Source organism: Pedobacter ginsengiterrae, from assembly GCF_039537385.1.
GTDB lineage: Bacteria > Bacteroidota > Bacteroidia > Sphingobacteriales > Sphingobacteriaceae > Pedobacter > Pedobacter ginsengiterrae.
Window position 1 is genome coordinate 288,483 of sequence record NZ_BAABAK010000015.1, and the last position, 19,341, is coordinate 307,823.

At 34.9% G+C, this 19,341-nt stretch carries 19 protein-coding genes; 6 read left to right on the plus strand and 13 right to left on the minus strand.

Translation table 11 applies throughout. The features are described 5' to 3' along the window. Positions 1–10: 10 nt before the first annotated feature. Positions 11–3,217 carry a SusC/RagA family TonB-linked outer membrane protein gene (locus tag ABD692_RS14360; protein ID WP_344768076.1) on the minus strand — a complete coding sequence of 1,069 codons (3,207 nt, stop codon included), beginning with the start codon at positions 3,215–3,217 and terminating at the stop codon, positions 11–13. 266 nt (positions 3,218–3,483) lie between these two features. Here ABD692_RS14360 and ABD692_RS14365 point away from each other — a divergent pair, with 266 nt between their 5' ends. Together ABD692_RS14365 and ABD692_RS14370 are read left to right on the plus strand one after the other, a co-directional pair. Next, positions 3,484–4,518 (plus strand): LacI family DNA-binding transcriptional regulator, encoded by a 1,035-nt coding sequence (locus ABD692_RS14365; protein WP_344768078.1) that lies wholly within the window; start codon positions 3,484–3,486, stop codon positions 4,516–4,518. Positions 4,519–4,596: 78 nt separating this feature from the next. Further along, entirely contained in the window at positions 4,597–5,781 is a 1,185-nt protein-coding gene (locus tag ABD692_RS14370; RefSeq protein WP_344768484.1) for a class I SAM-dependent rRNA methyltransferase, read from the plus strand. A 99-nt stretch (positions 5,782–5,880) separates the two neighbouring features. Here ABD692_RS14370 and ABD692_RS14375 read toward each other — a convergent pair whose 3' ends face one another. Both ABD692_RS14375 and ABD692_RS14380 read right to left on the minus strand, forming a co-directional pair. Then, on the minus strand, positions 5,881–6,132 hold the full coding sequence (locus ABD692_RS14375; protein ID WP_344768080.1) for a DUF6814 family protein: 252 nt from the start codon (positions 6,130–6,132) through the stop codon (positions 5,881–5,883). A 5-nt stretch (positions 6,133–6,137) separates the two neighbouring features. Further along, positions 6,138–7,661 (minus strand): MFS transporter, encoded by a 1,524-nt coding sequence (locus ABD692_RS14380; protein ID WP_344768082.1) that lies wholly within the window; start codon positions 7,659–7,661, stop codon positions 6,138–6,140. A 38-nt stretch (positions 7,662–7,699) separates the two neighbouring features. Between ABD692_RS14380 and ABD692_RS14385 the strand changes: the two genes are divergently transcribed. Beyond that, a complete protein-coding gene (locus tag ABD692_RS14385) occupies positions 7,700–8,686 on the plus strand; it encodes a bestrophin family protein (protein WP_486352093.1) in 987 nt (328 codons plus the stop codon). On the opposite strand, the gene ABD692_RS14390 is transcribed toward ABD692_RS14385, so the two are convergent. The 5 genes from ABD692_RS14390 to ABD692_RS14410 all read right to left on the minus strand — a co-directional run bounded on the left by ABD692_RS14390 (position 8,683) and on the right by ABD692_RS14410 (position 12,540). After that, positions 8,683–9,312 (minus strand): Pr6Pr family membrane protein, encoded by a 630-nt coding sequence (locus ABD692_RS14390; protein ID WP_344768085.1) that lies wholly within the window; start codon positions 9,310–9,312, stop codon positions 8,683–8,685. The two genes, ABD692_RS14385 and ABD692_RS14390, sit on opposite strands and share 4 nt — an antisense overlap. 137 nt (positions 9,313–9,449) lie before the next feature. Continuing rightward, on the minus strand, positions 9,450–10,007 hold the full coding sequence (locus ABD692_RS14395) for a peroxiredoxin family protein (protein ID WP_344768087.1): 558 nt from the start codon (positions 10,005–10,007) through the stop codon (positions 9,450–9,452). 69 nt (positions 10,008–10,076) lie between these two features. Then, positions 10,077–11,378, minus strand: a complete 1,302-nt coding sequence (locus tag ABD692_RS14400; RefSeq protein WP_344768088.1) for a hypothetical protein — start codon at positions 11,376–11,378, stop codon at positions 10,077–10,079. Positions 11,379–11,462: 84 nt separating this feature from the next. Then, positions 11,463–11,990 (minus strand): hypothetical protein, encoded by a 528-nt coding sequence (locus ABD692_RS14405; RefSeq protein WP_344768090.1) that lies wholly within the window; start codon positions 11,988–11,990, stop codon positions 11,463–11,465. After that, on the minus strand, positions 11,983–12,540 hold the full coding sequence (locus ABD692_RS14410) for an RNA polymerase sigma factor (RefSeq protein ID WP_316755130.1): 558 nt from the start codon (positions 12,538–12,540) through the stop codon (positions 11,983–11,985). Before ABD692_RS14410 ends, ABD692_RS14405 begins: the two co-directional genes overlap by 8 nt. A 349-nt stretch (positions 12,541–12,889) precedes the next feature. Between ABD692_RS14410 and ABD692_RS14415 the strand changes: the two genes are divergently transcribed. The 3 genes from ABD692_RS14415 to aspS all read left to right on the plus strand — a co-directional run bounded on the left by ABD692_RS14415 (position 12,890) and on the right by aspS (position 15,658). Next, positions 12,890–13,291 carry a hypothetical protein gene (locus tag ABD692_RS14415; protein ID WP_344768092.1) on the plus strand — a complete coding sequence of 134 codons (402 nt, stop codon included), beginning with the start codon at positions 12,890–12,892 and terminating at the stop codon, positions 13,289–13,291. A 1-nt stretch (position 13,292) separates the two neighbouring features. Continuing rightward, positions 13,293–13,763 carry a DUF4265 domain-containing protein gene (locus tag ABD692_RS14420; RefSeq protein WP_344768093.1) on the plus strand — a complete coding sequence of 157 codons (471 nt, stop codon included), beginning with the start codon at positions 13,293–13,295 and terminating at the stop codon, positions 13,761–13,763. A 149-nt stretch (positions 13,764–13,912) separates the two neighbouring features. Continuing rightward, positions 13,913–15,658 carry an aspartate--tRNA ligase gene (aspS, locus tag ABD692_RS14425; protein WP_316755126.1) on the plus strand — a complete coding sequence of 582 codons (1,746 nt, stop codon included), beginning with the start codon at positions 13,913–13,915 and terminating at the stop codon, positions 15,656–15,658. A 179-nt stretch (positions 15,659–15,837) separates the two neighbouring features. Here the strand turns inward: aspS and ABD692_RS14430 are convergent, their stop codons facing one another. The 5 genes from ABD692_RS14430 to ABD692_RS14450 form a co-directional block, all read right to left on the minus strand. Further along, positions 15,838–16,278, minus strand: a complete 441-nt coding sequence (locus ABD692_RS14430) for a hypothetical protein (RefSeq protein ID WP_344768095.1) — start codon at positions 16,276–16,278, stop codon at positions 15,838–15,840. After that, on the minus strand, positions 16,262–16,642 hold the full coding sequence (locus ABD692_RS14435; protein ID WP_316755122.1) for a phage holin family protein: 381 nt from the start codon (positions 16,640–16,642) through the stop codon (positions 16,262–16,264). Before ABD692_RS14435 ends, ABD692_RS14430 begins: the two co-directional genes overlap by 17 nt. Positions 16,643–16,695: 53 nt before the next feature. Then, on the minus strand, positions 16,696–16,962 hold the full coding sequence (locus ABD692_RS14440) for a YtxH domain-containing protein (protein WP_316738034.1): 267 nt from the start codon (positions 16,960–16,962) through the stop codon (positions 16,696–16,698). 68 nt (positions 16,963–17,030) lie between these two features. After that, on the minus strand, positions 17,031–18,080 hold the full coding sequence (locus ABD692_RS14445) for an AI-2E family transporter (RefSeq protein WP_344768098.1): 1,050 nt from the start codon (positions 18,078–18,080) through the stop codon (positions 17,031–17,033). A 480-nt stretch (positions 18,081–18,560) separates the two neighbouring features. Next, positions 18,561–19,340, minus strand: coding sequence for an enoyl-CoA hydratase/isomerase family protein (locus ABD692_RS14450; RefSeq protein WP_344768100.1), 780 nt, complete (start codon positions 19,338–19,340; stop codon positions 18,561–18,563). Position 19,341: the final 1 nt, after the last annotated feature.

Below are 19,341 nucleotides of genomic sequence, written 5' to 3' on the forward strand. Positions count from 1 at the left end.
TCTAATTAGTTTATAGCGTAAAATTGATACCGAAAATAAATGCTCTGCTACGTGGATATGCCGAATAATCTACACTTGGAGTGGTACCTGTTGCACGGCGTGTATTCACTTCAGGATCATAGCCTGAATAGTTTGTAATTACCGCCAGATTATTTACAGTAGCATATAAACGCATTCTGTTTATTTTAAATTTCCTTAATAAATCTGCTGGTAAAGTATAACCAAGAGTAATATTATTGATTCTTAGGAATGAGCCATCTTCAATCGCGTATGAATTTACGAAGAAAGAACTATTACTGGTTAACGGACTCCAAAGTGTTGCATTTGCATTTAAGGCAGCAAGTTCTGTCGGATCTGTAACCACAACGCCCTGATCGTTTACATTTCTCCATCTGCCATTCATTGTGGCCAATAAGTTACCGTTTGCGGTGTATCCGCTTGTAAATTCGAGTTTGTTTGCATTTAAAATATCGTTACCAACCTGGAAGTTAACAAACACATTTAAGTCCCAGTTTTTGTAAGTAAACGATTGGTTAAAACCACCCGTAAATTTCGGATTTGCATCGCCAATTATTGTACGGTCGTTGGTAATATCAACAACACCATCTCCATTTAAATCTTTAAATTTAATAACCCCTGGTTTTGGCGTTAATGAGGTTACACTTGAATTATTAGGAACACCTGGTTTTAAAGTGTAAACACCGTTAGCATAATTAAAATCTTCTATTTTGTAAAAGCCATCGTTAACCAATCCGTACATTTTACCTACCGCTTGCCCTACTGCTACCTGATAATCTGCAGGTACGTTTGTTCCTGCCCATCCAGAATTAATTAAAAACGATTTTTGGTAATCGCCTAAGCTTTCAACTTTGTTTTTATTAAACGAGATATTGAAGTTAGTTGACCATGAAAAGTTTTTAGTTTGAACAGGTGTACCATTAATCTGGAACTCGATACCTTTATTGCTAGTTGAACCAATATTTTGCAACTGGAATGCATAACCACTAGTAGAAGGGAATGGGTTATTTACTAAAAGTCCCTTGGTTTTATTGCTGTAAACATCAAATGAGAATTGTAATCTGTTGTTTAAGAAACCAGCATCCAAACCTAAATTTCTAGAAACTGTTGTTTCCCATTTCAAATTAGGATTTGAAAGTTCAGTAGCTACTAATGCGGTTACCAAAGTGTTATTTATATCGTAAAATGCACTTGGTTTAAATTGGGTTGTATATAAGAAATCGGCGATACGATTATTACCTGCTTCACCATAACTTACTCTAAGTTTTAAATCATTTAAGCGAATAGCAGATTTAATTTTATCCATAAATTTCTCATCTGAAATTCTCCAGGCCACAGACCCAGATGGGAAGTAGCCCCATTTATTTCCTTCGGCAAATTTTGATGAACCATCGGCACGTACACTTAACGTTAACAAGTATTTCTTATCGAACGAATAATTAAATCTACTAAACACAGAAAATAATCTTGCGGTTAAATCGCTGGAAGTTGCTGCACCCGCTGGTGTAGTACCTAAAGCCATGTTTGCCAAAGCACGTTCGGCAGTAATCCCGATTGGGAATAATCTGTTTTCGATATAATAGGCTTTAACTCTATCCTGATAAAGTTCCTGCCCGATTAAGGCATCGAAACTATGGTGTTTGCTAAATTCTGTTTTTGAACCAGAGTTTGAATATGAAATAACGTTAGAATTATTTAGCGTTTGCCTGTTACTGGTTGCAATAGAAGCAATTGGTTGAGAAGAACCAACTAATCTGGATTCGTTCGTAATGATATCGTTAAAAACATCAGAACGGTTATTGCTAAAATCTAAGCCTAATGTACTTTTAAATGTTATGCCTTTAAAAAGATTATAGCTAAAATAACCATTAAAGTTAGTTACGTTGGTAAAAACCTTTTTGTACTCCGCATCATTTAATAACAACGGGTTAACTAGTGAAAGACTATTTCCATTGGTTTCACTTGCGTAATCAGGGTCGTAAGCATAAATATCTTGTCCTTTAACCAATAATGGTCTGTATTTAACGGCCTGACGTAATCTGTTAAGCGAAGAAGAACCCTCGCTACTTGTACCAGCACCGTTTACAACCGTGTTATTGTATCTAACATTAAAACCAACTTTTAATTTATCATTAAACTTGTGGTCGAATTTGAAGTTAATCAACTTTCTATCAAAATCCGAAGCTAACATTACGCCATCTTCTGTATTCGATGTAACACTTAAGTTAAAAGTCGATTTTGCATCGCCACCTGTAACGCTTACATTATGAGTTTGCATTAAAGCATTTCTGCCGAATAATTCTTCCTGCCAATCTACAAAAGGAACGCTTTTAAAGCTTTCTAAATCACTAAAATTACCGTAATAACCTGAATACAAACTTTCTGCTGTAGCATTACCACGACTGGCTTCATATTGATATTTAACAAAATCGTAAGGATTCATCACTTCCAATTTGTTAGCCAATTGTCTGAAACCGACTAAGCCATTATAGTTAATTTGGGTTTTCATTTCCCTTCCGCCTTTGGTAGTAATTAAAACCACACCGTTAGCGCCTCTCGAACCGTAAATTGCCGTAGCTGATGCGTCTTTTAAAACATCAATACTTTCAATATCCTGAGGAGATAAAACAGATAAAGCATTTTCTACCTGAATACCATCTACAACATAAAGGGGCGTATTGTCTTGTGTAATTGAGCCGCCACCACGCACTCTAATTTGAGCACTTGCATTTGGCGTACCTTCTGAAACTGTAATCTGAACACCAGCCAAGCGACCAGCAATTGATTCTGCCAATGAATTATTTGGAATATCTTTTAATTGTTTTGCACCTACAGATGAAACAGATCCAGTTAAATCTCTACGGTTTACAGTAGCGTAACCGATTGCAACAACCTCATCCAAATCAGTTGAGTTTGATGCTAAACTAACTTTAATATTGGTTTGATTTCCTACCGAAACTTCTTTTGTTTTATAGCCAATGTAGTTAAAAACCAAAATGGTACCAGGAGCTACCGAAATCGAAAACCTTCCATTATTGTCTGTTTGCGTTCCTGTTTTTGTTCCTTTAATTAAAACGCTAACGCCTGGGATAGACTCGCCTCCTTCTTCTGATACAGTACCTGTTACTTGTTTGGTTTGACCCAGTGCTGTACTGAAATAAAAAGCGAATACACTAAAAAAGAGTAAAATTCTGCTCATAACTGTTCTTTGTTTGAATATTTGGTTTTATAGAAACGTGTACAAACGCTTACTTTTAGAATATTATTCTTAGTTATAGAAATATTCTTGGTTAATATTTGGCTACGTTGATGTAACAATTTTACAAACTAAAAACCGTTTGAATACAGTTTTAACTAAAAATCTGTGCAAACGTTCCCAAAAACGTAGTTTCAACGTTTATTAAAAATCGGGTTCAAAACGGTCAGGAGATATATTTTTCGTAACTTGGGGGGCAAGTACAAAAAATGAGATTCGAAACTTCAACTATAAAAGATATTGCAAAAGCTTTAGGACTTTCTACTTCTACAGTTTCCAGAGCTTTACGAGATCGTTATGAAATTAGCGAAGAAACTAAAAAAACAGTTCTGGCTTATGCCGAAAAGGTAAATTACAGAGCTAATCCTATTGCCCGAAGCTTAAAAGAAAGAAGGAGCTATTCTATCGGGATTATTGTAAGTGAAATTGCAAACAACTTCTTTTCGCAGGTAATCAATGGTATCGAATCCATTGCTTACGCTAAAGATTATCACGTAATCATTTCTCAAAGCCACGAGTCTTACAAGCAGGAAAAGCTGAATGTTGAGCATCTCGCATCCCGTTCTATTGATGGTTTATTAATTGCACTATCATCAGAAACACAAGACATCGATTACCTACGCGATTTATATTCAAAAGGCTTACCAATTGTTTTTTTTGATCGTGTTCCCGATAATTTCGAAACCCATAAAGTTATTGCCAATAATTTCAAGGGCTCTTTTGATGCTACTGAACATCTTATTTTATCAGGAAAAAGAGTTATTGCGCATTTAACCAATTCAGAAACGCTTTCGAACACTAAAGAAAGATTAGAAGGTTACAAAGCCGCTCTAGCTAAATACCATATCGAATTTAGGCCCGAACTCGTTAAATATTGCCAGCATGGCGGCATGCACAGCATCGAATTAGAACAAGCCGTTAAAGAGCTTTTACCATTAAAGCCCGATGGAATTTTTATATCGAGCGATCGCTTAACAACAGGTTGTATTATGGCCTTAAGAAAAACAAATCCAGAAGTGGCCCATAAAATTGCTATTGCTGGCTTTACCAACTCCAATCTTGTCGAGTTGTTTAGCCCATCCTTAACAACAGTTAAACAACCCGCATTCGAAATCGGTCAGGTAGCAACAGAATTACTAATTTCTATGATTGAAGCCAAAAGGCCAATTACCGAATTTGAAACAAAAGTTTTGGATACAGAGCTCATCAGAATGCAAAAACAATTGGGAAACAGGTTTTTGTAAAAAGCAATATATTTTTACTGAATGCATCAGGTCTCATCTGCCGAAGACTTGCAAGAAATAAATTATTACCTTTGCTCCATGGTAGAAATCGTATTAAAAAAGGGCAAAGAGAAAGCAGCATTACAAAGGCATCCCTGGGTATTTTCGGGCGCTTTAGAAAAAGTTAAAGGGAAACCAGAAGATGGAGATGTTGTAAAGTTATTTGCTTTTGATAATGAATTTCTTGCCTACGGTTATTACAATAGCAATTCTCGTGTTGCCGTTCGGCTTTTGGAATGGGATGAAGAACAAACTATCGATAAAGAATGGTATCAAAATCGCTTGCACCAGGCTATTGCATCTCGTCAATTTATTTTATCTGATAAAACGAATACTTGCAGATTAGTTTTCAGCGAAGCCGATTTTCTACCTGGCTTAATCGTTGATAAATATGCCGATTTTCTTTCATTACAAATCCTGAGTTCTGGCATTGAAAAGGTAAAGAATGATATTGTTGAGATTTTAAAAGCAGAATTACAACCCAAGGGGATTTTCGATAAAAGTGATGCAACGGCTCGTGGTCATGAAGGTTTAGCGGTAGAAAATGGCTTGTTGTGGGGCGAAAACCCGCCAGAATTTTTAGAGGTTAAAGAAAATGGAATTGCCTACAACATTAATATCGCCGAAGGACAAAAATCTGGCTTTTATTGCGATCAACGCGATAACAGAAGTATTTTAGCAAGCTATACTAAGGACAAAAAAGTTCTAGATTGCTTTAGTTATAGCGGAGGTTTTAGCTTGAATAGCTTTGCTAATGGAGCGAGAAGTATCACCAGTGTAGATAGCTCGGCCTTAGCCCTTGAAACCCTAAAACAAAATGTAGGATTAAATAAATTCGACTCCGACAAAATTACAGCTATACAATCTGATGTAAACAAGCAATTACGAGCTTTCAAAGAAACGGGCGAATTGTTCGATATTGTGGTTTTAGATCCACCAAAATATGCACCATCACGTTCTGCATTAGATCGTGCTGCAAGAGCGTATAAAGATTTAAATCGCCTAGGAATGCTGCTTTTAGAAAAAGGCGGCTTACTTGCAACCTTCTCGTGTTCAGGTGCTGTAGATATCGAAACCTTTAAACAAATTATTGCCTGGGCAGCATTAGATGCAGGTAAAGAAGTTCAAATTATTAAACAATTCTGTCAACCAGAAGATCATCCAGTTCGAATTTCTTTCCCCGAAGGAGAATATTTAAAAGGATTACTATTAAGAGTTTTATAATTTAGATTAATCATTTATACCCCTGTCAGTCTGAGCCTGTCGAAGGACTTAAATTTGAGAAATTTTTCTTCTACAGGCTCAAATAGGACTATGTATTAACTAAATTTCTTCAGAATTTTCTGGGAGTTTTTCATATTCGCCCTTCCAGGCGTAGAATCCAAATATCATTAAGCCCAGGCAAATTGGGAAGAAAATGAACAGAATAATGCTCCATTGTAAAATGGTATTTGTTCTTTCTATGCTGGTGTGGGTTAAGCCTATTTTATCTATCGCCTGAATAAATAAAAAAGTCATGGCTAACGGCCCTAAAACCATCCAGGCTAAACCTAAAGTTTTCTTTAACGCATTCATAATATTTAATCGTTAATGTTTTCGTCTCTTTTGTTTGATAAATAAACCGTTCCAATAATTAAACTTAGTGCTGCAATTCCTATCGGATACCAAAGTCCTGATAATGGCGTAGATCCACTAAAACTTGCGATCAAGGTTGCGATAAATGGTACTAATCCACCAAAAACACCATTACCTATATGGTAAGGTAACGACATTGAAGTATAGCGAATTTTAGTTGGGAAAAGTTCTACTAAAAATGCAGCAATTGGTCCATAAACCATTGTAACCAATAAAATCTGGAAGAAAATTAACCCCACAAATTTCCAAAAAATTGGATTTGGCAGCACTTTGTCTTTAATTAAATCTTTAGCGCTTAAAATTCCTTTCGAAGTTGAAATCGTATCGGTTTGAACTTTGGTATAACTTGAACCATTTTCAAAAGCAAATTTGTTTTCTACTGTTCTTAGCGTATCACTGGTATTTGCGATAGCCGTAAATTTAGGTGAACCAACAACAGAAGATGTTTGCTTTGATTGATTGAAGTTTTCAATACTTGTATCGTCTAAAAAAGTTTGATAAATCGGGCGGTAAAAAACAATTCCTAAAAGCATACCCGCAAGCATAATCCATTTACGGCCAACCTTATCGCTCCATGCTCCAAAAACAACGAAAAAAGGTGTGGCAAAAGCAATTCCCCAAAGCAAAATGTATCTCGAATCGTTAAAATCGAGTTTACAGGTATTTTCTAAAAAAGATTGCGCATAAAACTGGCCTGTATACCAAATTACGCCCTGCCCCATTGTTGCACCAAATAATGCCAGCAAAACCATTTTAAAATTTGCCTTATTATTGAAACTTTCCTTAAGTGGGTTTTTAGAAACTTTTCCTTCTGCTTTCAATTTGGAAAACATGGGCGATTCGTGCATTTTCATTCGAATGTAAATCGATACACCTACCAAAACAATTGATAACAAAAATGGAATCCGCCAACCCCAATCGCTAAAGGTCTCTGCTCCTAAAATATTTTTTGTAATTACAATTATGCCCAACGATAAAAACAAACCCAAAGTTGCAGTAGTTTGAATCCAGCTCGTAAAAAAGCCTCGCCTGTTTTTTGGTGCATGTTCGGCAACATAAGTTGCTGCGCCGCCATACTCTCCGCCAAGCGCTAAGCCTTGTATCAATCTTAAAATTAAAACTAATATGGGTGCTGCGTAACCGATGGTTTTGTATGATGGAATCAAGCCAATTAGAAATGTAGAGCCACCCATCAAAACGAGTGTTAACAAAAATGTATATTTCCTACCTATTAAATCGCCTAACCTGCCAAAAACCAATGCACCAAAAGGGCGAACAATAAAACCTGCAGCAAAGATTGCTAAAGTGTTAATTAGGGCTGATGCACCTGCATCTTCAGGAAATAACTGATGACCGATAATAACGGCAAGACTTCCAAAAATATAGAAATCGTACCATTCGATTAGCGTACCTAAAGACGATGCGCCAATAACTTTAAAAATATTGTTCTTTGGAAGAGCTTCACTCATAATTACTAGGAATATTTGGTTTTCTAAGATAAACATTTGTGTCACAAAACAATAAGATCAATTACACTGATTTAAATTGTTACAATAAAACATTTTCGCATTACTTTTGTATTTTCATACACAAAACCGAACATATGCTTTTAGTACAAAACATTAGAATAAGTAGAATTTTAAGGAATACATGGCAAGTTGATCTTATTATGATTGCTTCTTGTACCGCAGCATACCTTGTTCGCGAATATTTAATAGCCCACCATTTCGAAATCCCAGCGATAATTCCAACGGTTTTAGGTACAGCTATTGCTTTTTTTATTGGCTTTAACAACAATCAAGCATACGATAGATGGTGGGAGGCAAGAAAAGTATGGGGTGCCTTAGTTAACGATTCCAGGTCGTTTACCAGATCTTTAATTAACTACGTAGATCATGATGATGAAAGTGTTAAAAAAATGGTTTACAGGCACATTGCTTTCTTATATGCATTAAAAGCAAATTTACGTGGAACTGTTGATGAAATCTATACTAAATATTTATCGGCAGAAGATTTGGCGGAGATAGAAAAGCACAAGAACATTCACAACGCATTGCTAAATATTCAATCAAGAGATTTACAAAAATTATCGAAAGCAAATGCAATTGATGGTTTTAGGTTTATAGAAATTAATGAAATGCTTACCCGGTTTTCTGATTCGATGGGCATGAGCGAGCGTATAAAAAACACCATTTTCCCAACAACTTACACCTATTTAACCAAAGTATTTATCTGGTTATTTGTAGTTACTTTTACATTGGTTATTAGCCAATCGGCCGGTATTGCATCAATATTTTTAGGCTGGATGATCGGTTTTGTGTTCGTATCTACGCAAATAAACGGAATGAGTTTGGTTAATCCGTTCGAAAATAATTCGGCAGGTGTTCCATTAAACCAGATTACGAGAACCATCGAAATTAACCTTTTACAGATGCTTAAAGAAGAAGATATTCCTGAACCTGTAAAACCAATTAACGAAGAATATATTCTCTAAGCTTTAGATTGCCTTTTTCCTGCGAAAATAAAGAGCACAGAAACAAGATAGAAAACAATTAGAATTATAAGCGTATTTAGCAGTGCTTTTGGATAACCTAACTCTACAACATTAATAAATGGGTAGGGATATTTATTAATCATGATTCCACGGACAATAATCATAATTATATAAAGCAATGGGTACAATAACCAGGTAAATGCATTCTTATATTCCAAATTAGATTTATTTGCAAAGAAGATCCAGTAAACTAAAACAAGCAGAGGATTTATCACATGCAACAACTCATTAGCAACGCTATGCCAACCACTCGGAACCGCTAATCCACGTAAAGCTAGATTATAAATTATTCCTACAATAACAATATAAACAGTTATTGCTGCTTTTGTAGATGATTTCTCAAAAAACTGCCCCACACTAGAATTTTTAAATAACAATATAACCGTTAAAGCTATTGCACATAAAATATTAGAAAGCACGGTAAAAAAAGATAACATTATTTTCAAAGTTGCCCATACATCGTCATTTAAAGTATTTAAACTCAAATTAAATTGAAGACCAATTGCAAACCACAATACAATTACTGCAATTGTTAAATAGACCTTTTCACTTAATGAAGATTTCATAACTAAATTTATGGGATGAGAAGCCTTATTATTATTACGCAAAATAATACTTATCTAAAACTAAGATAAGCATATTTAAATTCTATATCGTTTACTAGAATTTTCTCTTTGAGATCTTTTAATGCCTGCTGATGAATCTAATTCGAGCCTTTATTTATTTCCGCTTTAAGCTTTTCTTCAAAAACTAAGGTTTGTTCTTTTATTGATGGGATTTCATTATTAAAAGAGACAGCATTAATCGCTTTAATGATCTTACCATCTTTACCAATTAAAATATTTGTTGGATAACCGTGATTGATATTTAACTTCCTGATCTCATCATCAGTTAATGAAACAATTTCATATTTATAACCACTTTGGTTTTGAAACTTCTTGGCCGATTTAGGTAAATCATAGGTTATGGCAATGAAACGAACACCAGCTTCGCCATATTTATCTACCAGTTTATTTAGTTCGGGCATTTCCTTAACACAAGGCGGACAAGCCTCAAACCAAAAATTAATTACCACAATTTTACCCTTTAAACTGCTTGATAAAAATTGTTTATTATTTATGTTAACCCCTTTGAAATCTGGCAAATCTTTACCTATTAATTCTTCGAAAAAGGTTTCTTGCGTAGCCCATTTAACTGGTTTTGTTTGTGCATTTGCAAAAGAAGCTGAACATAAAATAATAAGTAATAAGAAAGTTCTCATGGTAGGGTAAATATAAAAAGAGTCTTGCCAAAATTTTGGCAAGACTCAAATTTGTTTGGTTAAAATCTTTTATTTAAAGGTTATGGCGCCATACTCCGACCTAATATTTATACTACCTCCGCTACCATTACCAACCTTACCCGAATATCTTTTGGTTTCATCATCATCGCTATTTTTAGTTGCAGAAACATTCGAACCGTATTTAAAACCAGCATACGTAGTGGTAATATTAAAATTAGCGTTATAATTGCTTGCAAAGCCAATTCCAGCGCTTGCATATTCGCCATTAAAAATAAAGCTCTTACAAGCTGGTGTAAGTTCAGCAACGCTTAATCTGTTATAATCCATCTTAATGTTTGCATCGCCATTTAATGTGCCCAAAGTAACATTCGTGTATTCCGAATTAATCGAAAGCTTGCCCGCATTTGCAATAGATAAACTTCCATAACCCTGTTTTATAACAGTATTTCCTTTAACACTATTGATATTTACTTTAGCATATTCGCTATTTAAAAGCAGATTACCGGCAATAGAACCAACGGTTAAACCCGAACCATACTGGATCTTTATATTTGCCGATTTCGAAATCGTATTAACATTAACAGGAACATATTCTGCATCTAATTGTAAAGTACCAACCGATCCGATGCTTACGCCACCGCCATACTCGTGTTTTACCACAGCTGTGTTAATATCCTGAATAGTTGCTTTACCGTATTGTACATAAATGTAATTGTTACCGCTATTTAAGTTACCAGCCGTTAAATTTCCGTATTGAACTTTTAAAGATGTCGGACCAGAGTAATCAGCCAATTCGATATTGCCATATTGTTGTTGAGCCGTCAATGCATTTACTGCAGGCATATAAACTACGTAGTTTACCTTTATCTCTCTTCTCCACTTTGTGCTGCCATTGGTAATTACTCTACCATAACGACCATTTCTATCACTCATATTAGTTTTAACAGAAACCTGGTCGCCAGTTTTGTTCGCATCTATAGTAACTTCATCAATTAGTTTCTGAACATCACTATCCGAGTTGCTGTAGGCTTTGATTTCTACATCTACTTTAACTTCTTTCCTGTCCCAGGTTTTAATTACCATAGAACCATACTGGTTATTAAAACTAACTTTATCACCGTTATCAACACTAAAAGTTTTGCTAAACGACTTAGAACGTTCAGCATCGCCACCTGTTTGATTACTTACGGTAATACTTATTGGTGCATTTTTCGATGAACTAACTGAACTAGTGGTTATAGTGTTAACAGCATAATTTTCTGATGGGCTGCTAACCACAATGCCCTGTTGAGCGTAAGTTTTTACGGCGATTAAAGCCATAAAGGCTAAAAATAATTTTATCGTTTTCATATTATTAATTATTAAACACTTACCTGCTTAAATCCTGCCGACCGATTTTAAGCCCGATAAATGTGTTGAGCGCATGTTTCTATTCTAAATCTGATTAACTTTTTTATAATCGTCAACCTGGTTTATAATCATTAATTGTTGTCTTAATAAATTCAGCTGAAGCTCTCTGTTTTTTACCATTGCCTTAACCAAAAAAAGTTGATTGGGCGTGCTAGGCAGCTCAGATTTTAATCTTTCGTAATCTTCATCAAGCTTTTTTAAATCTGCCGTAAATTTTTTATACAGCTCTGGATTTGCCGAAGCAAAAATGGCCAAGCTGTCTCTTTTTTCGGTAATTAGATTTGTAAAATGAACTTCCTTTTGAGCCGCAGCCGCATTAACATCTGCTATTTCGATTGCCTCATTTTGCGTTCTTCCTGCGTATAACCAAACTAAACCGAAAACAACCACGATAGATGCTGCCGCACTCATCCATAAATACAGCTTTATCGACTTTTTTTCTTTTTTACCATCCAGTTCTTGTTCAATCTTTGCCCAAAGCCCTGCCGATGGCTCCATTACATCAAATGCCTTACGGTTATCCTTAACAAAGGTTTCTAATCTATTATTCATCTCTCATCCCTTTCTGTTCTAAAATACTTTTTAACTTTTTTTTCGCCCTCATGTATTGGGTGCGACTTGTGTTTTCACTAATTTTTAAAATATGCGATATCTCTTCATGGTCGTAACCTTCCAGCAAGTATAAACTCAGTACAACCCGATAACCATCTGGCAATTCGGTAATGGCTTTTCGAATATCTTCAGCCTGTAATTGCACCTCATATTCATCAAAACTAACCTCGTCGGGCACTTCGCTAATTTCATCCGTACTTACAAACTCCATTTTACGCTTACGCAAATAATTAATCGATTTGTTAATTACGATTTGCTTTAACCAAAGCCCAAAAGTGGTTTCCTGCCTAAAATCTATAATTCTTGTAAAAGCGTCTAAAAAAGCCTCCTGTAAAACATCTTCAGCTTCTTCTTCGTAATTTAAAATGCGCAACGCCACATTGTACATAGCCTTGGCGTACAATTTGTATAATTCAAACTGCGCTGCCCTGCTGCCCTGCATGCATGCTTTTACCAATTCCAGGTTTTTATCGACGTATACCGCTTCCAATTTTTTGATGATTCTGATTATAAGACATAAGAGATTTTAAAACGTTGCATCAAGGTATAAAAAAAGTTTATAACCCTTTAAAAAATACATGCTCTGAAAAGCACTTACAGAAGCTATTCGGGTACTTCAGTCCCGCTTTTCGTTTCAATCTTTTTAATAATCACTGTCATGCTGAGGCACGAAGCTTCTGTTTCATCGGTTGCAGATGCTTCGTGCCTCAGCATTACGGCTTATTCAGGGTTGCTGCAAATTAAAAAGTATTTTCACTTCAATCGGGTTTAATATGGAAAGCAATCATTCTAATCATCATAAATTTGAAATCCCTGAAACAAACAATTAACTTCATACCATGGAAACCGATTTAATTATAAAAGAAATTGATGCAATACATAAGAAAGCAGATGTAGCTTTCGAGAATAAAAACATTTCAGATTATATTGTTCAATTTGATGAAAGTATCACATACAAAAATGCTGATGCCACCACTTTCGATAAAAAGGAATTGATTAATGAAACAGAAAAGTATTTCAGAAAAACAAAAGGCATAAGCACAACTTACTATCGCATAAAATCAGCTGTAGAAAATGATATTTTCATAGAGAAAATCGCCCGAAAATCTATTATTTATATCAAAGGTTTATTATTTACAAAAAAACAAACCATCCAAACCGAAGAAATTTTTCACTGGAAAAAATTAAACGCACAATGGAAAGTTGTTGAAGTTGAAATTACTTTGGAGGAAAAATATTGAGATGGAGGATAATGATGATTTTGTAAAAGTACTTTTCAAATTCTACAGCGACGTTTTAGAAGAATGGACTGTAGAAACAATGTGGGCGGAAATCATTGATTTAGATAAAGGCTACTTCCGAATTGAGAACATTTCTTTCTACGCTTCATTTGCGTGTGGTGATATCATCTTCGCAGAACATGACTATGACGAAGAAATGCTTACCTATAGAGAATTAATTGAAGCTTCGGATAATTCGACAATACAAGTCGTAATCACCAAAAAGTCAACCCAAACAAATAATATCAGAGAAATCTTTAATCTCTTGGGTTGCGAATCGGAAAAACTTTCAGAAGGTTATTTCGTAATTAATATTCCTGGAGAAATAAATTACGCGCCTATCAAACGTGATCTTTCGACATTGAAGCTGGATAAAATAATTGATTTTGCTGAATCTTGTTTATCAGAAAAGCATAAGACCCAATTAAATTAGTATTTAAGCGCAAAACAGTTAGTTGACTTAATTATATGTTTTCAGTACTTCTGTGACTAACAAAATAGCAACATAAATTTCCTCGAATCTTCTATTCAAAAGTTTAAAACAAAATCGGTATTTTTGCCGCTCAATTTAGATTACAATATATGTTAAGAACAGTAACTTGTGGTGCACTAACCCTTAATAACTTAGGCGAAAGTGTAACCCTATGTGGTTGGGTACAAAAATCAAGAGATTTAGGCGGGATGACTTTCATCGATATCCGCGATCGTTATGGTATTACTCAGTTGGTTTTTAACATGGACGATAATCGTGAACTTTGCGAAGCTGCACGTGCGTTAGGTCGTGAGTTTGTAATTAAAGCAATAGGTACGGTTGTAGAAAGAAGCAACAAAAACCCTAAAATGTCAACTGGCGATGTAGAGATTAAAATCACTGCATTAGAAATTTTAAATGCTGCAAAATTACCTCCTTTCTTAATCGACGATGAAACAGATGGCGGTGATGAATTGCGTATGAAATACCGCTATTTAGATTTACGTCGTAATCCAGTTCGTAATAATCTAGTTTTACGTCATAAAATGGCGCAATCGGTTCGTCGTTATTTAGATGCCTTAGATTTTATTGAAGTAGAAACACCCGTTTTAATTAAATCTACACCAGAAGGAGCAAGAGATTTCGTTGTACCAAGCCGTATGAACGCGGGTGAATTTTATGCTTTACCGCAATCACCGCAAACTTTTAAGCAACTGCTTATGGTTTCAGGTTTTGATAGGTACTTCCAAATTGTGAAATGTTTCAGAGATGAAGATTTAAGAGCTGATCGTCAGCCAGAATTTACTCAAATTGATTGCGAGATGTCTTTCATTGAGCAAGAAGATATTTTAAACACTTTTGAAGGCTTAATTCGTACTTTATTTAAAGAAGTTCGCAATTATGATTTACCAGAAGTACCACGTATGCAATATGCAGACGCCATGCGTTTATATGGTTCAGATAAACCAGATACTCGCTTTGATATGCAATTTGTTGAATTAAACGAACTGGTAAAAGGAAAAGGTTTCCCTGTTTTTGATAATGCAGAATTAGTTGTCGGTATTAATGCAAAAGGTGCTGCTAGCTATACTCGTAAACAATTAGATGAGTTAACTGATTTCATCAAACGCCCTCAAATTGGCGCTACAGGATTAATTTACGCTCGCCATAACGACGATGGAACAATTAAATCATCTGTAGATAAATTCTTCAACGAAGAAGATTTAAAACAGTGGAGCGAGGCTTTTGCAACTGAAAAAGGAGATTTAATTCTAATTCTTGCTGGCTCAACAGATAAAGTTCGTAAGCAATTAAACGAGCTTCGTTTAGAAATGGGCAACCGTTTAGGTTTACGCGATAAAAATAAATTTGCAGCACTTTGGGTATTGGATTTCCCGCTTTTGGAGTGGGATGAAGAAACAGAGCGTTACCATGCCATGCACCATCCGTTCACTTCGCCAAAACCAGAAGATATCGCATTGCTTGACACTGATCCTAAAAATGTTCGTGCAAATGCTTATGATATGGTTGTAAACGGAACCGAGATTGGTGGTGGTTCAATTCGTATTCACGATAGAGCTTTACAAGCTTTAATGTTTAAGCATTTAGGATTTAGTGCCGAAGAAGCTCAAAAACAGTTTGGCTTCTTAATGGACGCATTCGAATTTGGCGCACCGCCACACGGTGGTATCGCTTTTGGTTTCGATCGTTTAACTTCGATTTTTGCAGGTTTAGATTCGATTCGGGATGTAATTGCTTTCCCTAAAAATAATTCAGGAAGAGATGTAATGATTGATAGTCCGAGTACTATTGATGATAAACAGTTAAAGGAATTGAAAATTAAGACAGATTTGTAATTGGTTCAATGGTTCATCAGCCATTAATTCACCAATGGCATTGAGCCTAAATAAAAACATAAATCATAAGAAAGGCGTCCAAAAATATTTTCGGACGCCTTTTCTATATATTTTACTTTCGATTAAATTATTTAGGTTAAATACCCAAACAAATAAACCGATTCTGGTAAACCTTCGAACTAAAATGTTTCACTATCGGGCGGAATGCCGTAGTCGACAAACTTTTTATCCTTTTTCTCTTTTTTCTTGCCAAAAAAACCTTTAACTGAGTTAAAAATCGCAGAGATATGTTCCGCATCTAAAGATTTCCCTACTTTGCCAGAAACTAAACCAACAGCTGCTTTAGTTAAAAAACCCGCACCTCTAAAAAGGGTTTTATTCATAAACATTGGCAAAAGCAAAGACATTGCTGTTCCACTTAAATTTAGTTTATCATCAACCTTAAATAGATTACTCGGTGTAGCATATTTTTTAATTAATGCGCCTAAAGTAAATTGATGAAAATATGTTTTGGCATCAGCTTTAAGCATATTTTGCTTTAAGGTATATTCTACTTTAAGCTCCAGTTTTTTAGCTTGTAAATCAGTAAGATTTCTGATGTTTTTATAACTTTTCATCATCTTCCTCCTTATCTGCTAGTTTATCAAAATACTTTCTGATAGCGACGTTAATAATAGCCTTTTCAATGTATTTATCTTTAGTTAAATAAACAATTACTGCCAATAAAATATAGAATAATGAAACGCAACCGAAACCACCAGCATAACTTCCTAAAACATCAGAAAGGTAAAGTGCAAGTGTTACAGAGCCAAACAAAAATGCCAATATAAAACAAACAATAACTGCGGTACTGGTTACTAAATCGGCAAAAATTTTAGATACTTTTTCTACAAGATAAAGTCTGGTGTATTCTACCCTGGCTTCTAAAAAGCCTTTGGCATCATCTACCAAATCTTCAATACTCTTATCATTATTTTCCTGCATAATTCAGATGATATTTAACCAGATTCAATATGAATCTGGTTATTATTTATTTTTTATGCGTGCTCTACGTCGTCGCTATATTCTTCTTCTACACTTCTCAATTTGGTTTTAATCGAGCTTACTACTTTTTCTTTCAGGCTTGATAAATTGTTAATTTCATCAGCAGCTTTATCTCTTATCGAATCACCTAAATCTTTTAAAGATTGGCTTAATTTATCACGAGTTTCTTCGCCTTTTTCTGGTGCAAATAAAATTCCTAGTGCAGCTCCAGCCGCTAATCCCGCTAAAAGGGCAACTACAACTTTTGAGTTATCATTCATAATAATGTATTTTAAGGGTTTAACATTTACAAAATAATATTGCCAAATTATTTTTGTTAAGCTATAAATTATAACTCATTTTGCCCATTATTTGTTTTAATTCTTTCCAATCTTTCTGATGCCAGTGTACTGGTTTCATAAATTTTAACGAGCAAAATAAAATAAGATAACAATAGTGGACCAAAAACCAAGCCCAATATTCCGAATAAAGGGATACCAATAATTACGCCAATTACTGTAATTATGGGATGAATGTTACCTACTTTTTTCGCTATTATAAATCTAAGAACATTATCGATATTAATAATAACAACAAAGCCAAAAATTAACATGGCCCAACCCGCAAAATTATTTCCATTTGCAATTTGTAAAATAGCCGCTGGCACAAATACCACAGGCGGCCCTAAAACAGGCACAAACGATATAAATGTAGTAATCACCCCCCAAAAAACAGGATCTTTGTAGCCCAAAACATAAAACGATAAACTCACTAAAGAGCCCTGAACTAGACAGATTAATCCTTGTCCGATAACATTTGCATAGGTTGTGTTCCGCATTTCATCGCCAAAACGCAAGGCATTTTGCTCTCTTAGTGGCGCATATTTTATTAGGGAATGCTCGAATTTCTTTCGCTCTATCAACATAAAGTAGAGTAAAAAGTACATCACCAGTAAACCAAGTATAATATTTACAGCACTCGAAATAAGTGAAGGAAAAAGCTGCGTTGCCCAATTTCCAATTCGGTTCAAACCGTCTTGAATTAAGGTTTCATTTATTTTAACTGGTAAAAGATGCTGAAGTTTTACAAGCAGATTTTTAAAGAAAATTTCATTATTTCTAAGTTCAGATATTTTGCTAATCACCATGCTGCTTAAAGCATAAAAAGGCAAAACGATTAAAACAATACTAACCGCTATAATAAATAAGGCAGCCAGCCTCCTGTTCCATCCTTTAGTTTCGGCTAGATAAATGTAAACAGGACGTATAATCGTATACAAAACAAGTGTACTTAAAATAGCACTAAAAATACCTTGTAAAGAGTACGCAATTAATAGCCCAAGTGCTATAATAATTACAAGATTAATATTATTACGCTGCTTAAACGAGAATACCGACATAATTTAATTGCTTGGTATTCTTTTAAAGATAGAAAAGAGCTATTTTGTTTGAGTTTGCGAAAATTTTTTCTTTACCTTCAATTTTTTGTAAAGTGTTTTCGCTATCGATATTTGAAATTTGTGCTGCCTTCGTTTGATTAACGCTAATTTTACATGATATCTTGATAGCCTGCAGTAATGATTACAGCTGTTGTTGTGTTGAATAATTTTCCTTGATTTTTATTAAAACATCCCGCCCATCGGTATCATCACATCTGTAATCTCAAGGCACCAGATCAAAAGTATGTGTCTTTATAATCGATAGCAGAATAACCAGTTATACTATTTTAAACTTCCAAACCATTTATGGTTATAAAGTTGGATAGTAAAAGTCATCGAATATCAGGAGAGAATTCAGGGTGCATAATTAGTAAAAAAATTCTATTGGTAAATGTGTTCTAAATTTTTTAAAATAAAACCTGAATTAATCAAACATAAATATTATTCTCCTGCAAAAATCGCTTTTCGTTTTTCTACAAATGCGGAAACACCTTCTTTAAAATCTTTGGTCTCAAAGCACTTTCCAAACTCCTCAATCTCAACACCATAGCCATCTTCATCATTTATTGAAGCAATAACAGATTTTATTGCAGCAGCAACCGCTAATGGCGCACGTTGCTTAATCACATTCAAAATCTCTTCTGCTTTAGAAATCAAGCCTTCTTGCGGCACAACATAATTTACCAGGCCTACTTTTTCTGCATCAACAGAGCTAATCATACTTGCTGTAGTGATCATTTCTATCGCTTTTCCTTTACCTACCAATTGAGTTAAACGTTGTGTACCGCCATAACCTGGAATTAGACCCAGTGTTACTTCTGGCAATCCTAATTTGGCATGCTCAGCGGCAACTCTCATATGGCAAGCCATAGCCAATTCTAAACCTCCACCTAAAGCAAATCCATTTATCGCAGCAAGAAAAGGCTTGGGAGAATTTTCTATCGCATTGAAGACTTGTTCCTGTCCTTTTCTCGCTAATTCCTCACCTTGTTTACCACTGTAATCAGAAAATTCTTTAATATCAGCACCAGCCACAAATGCCTTTTCGCCTGCACCAGTTATAATTACACCTCTAACTTCGTCGGTTTTTGCAGCAAATTCAACTACATCAGCAAGTTCTGCCAACGTTGCTGCATTTAAAGCATTTAATGCTTTCTCGCGGTTTATGGTAACGTATAAAATATTTTCTTTTACTTCTGATATTAAATTTTGATATGACATA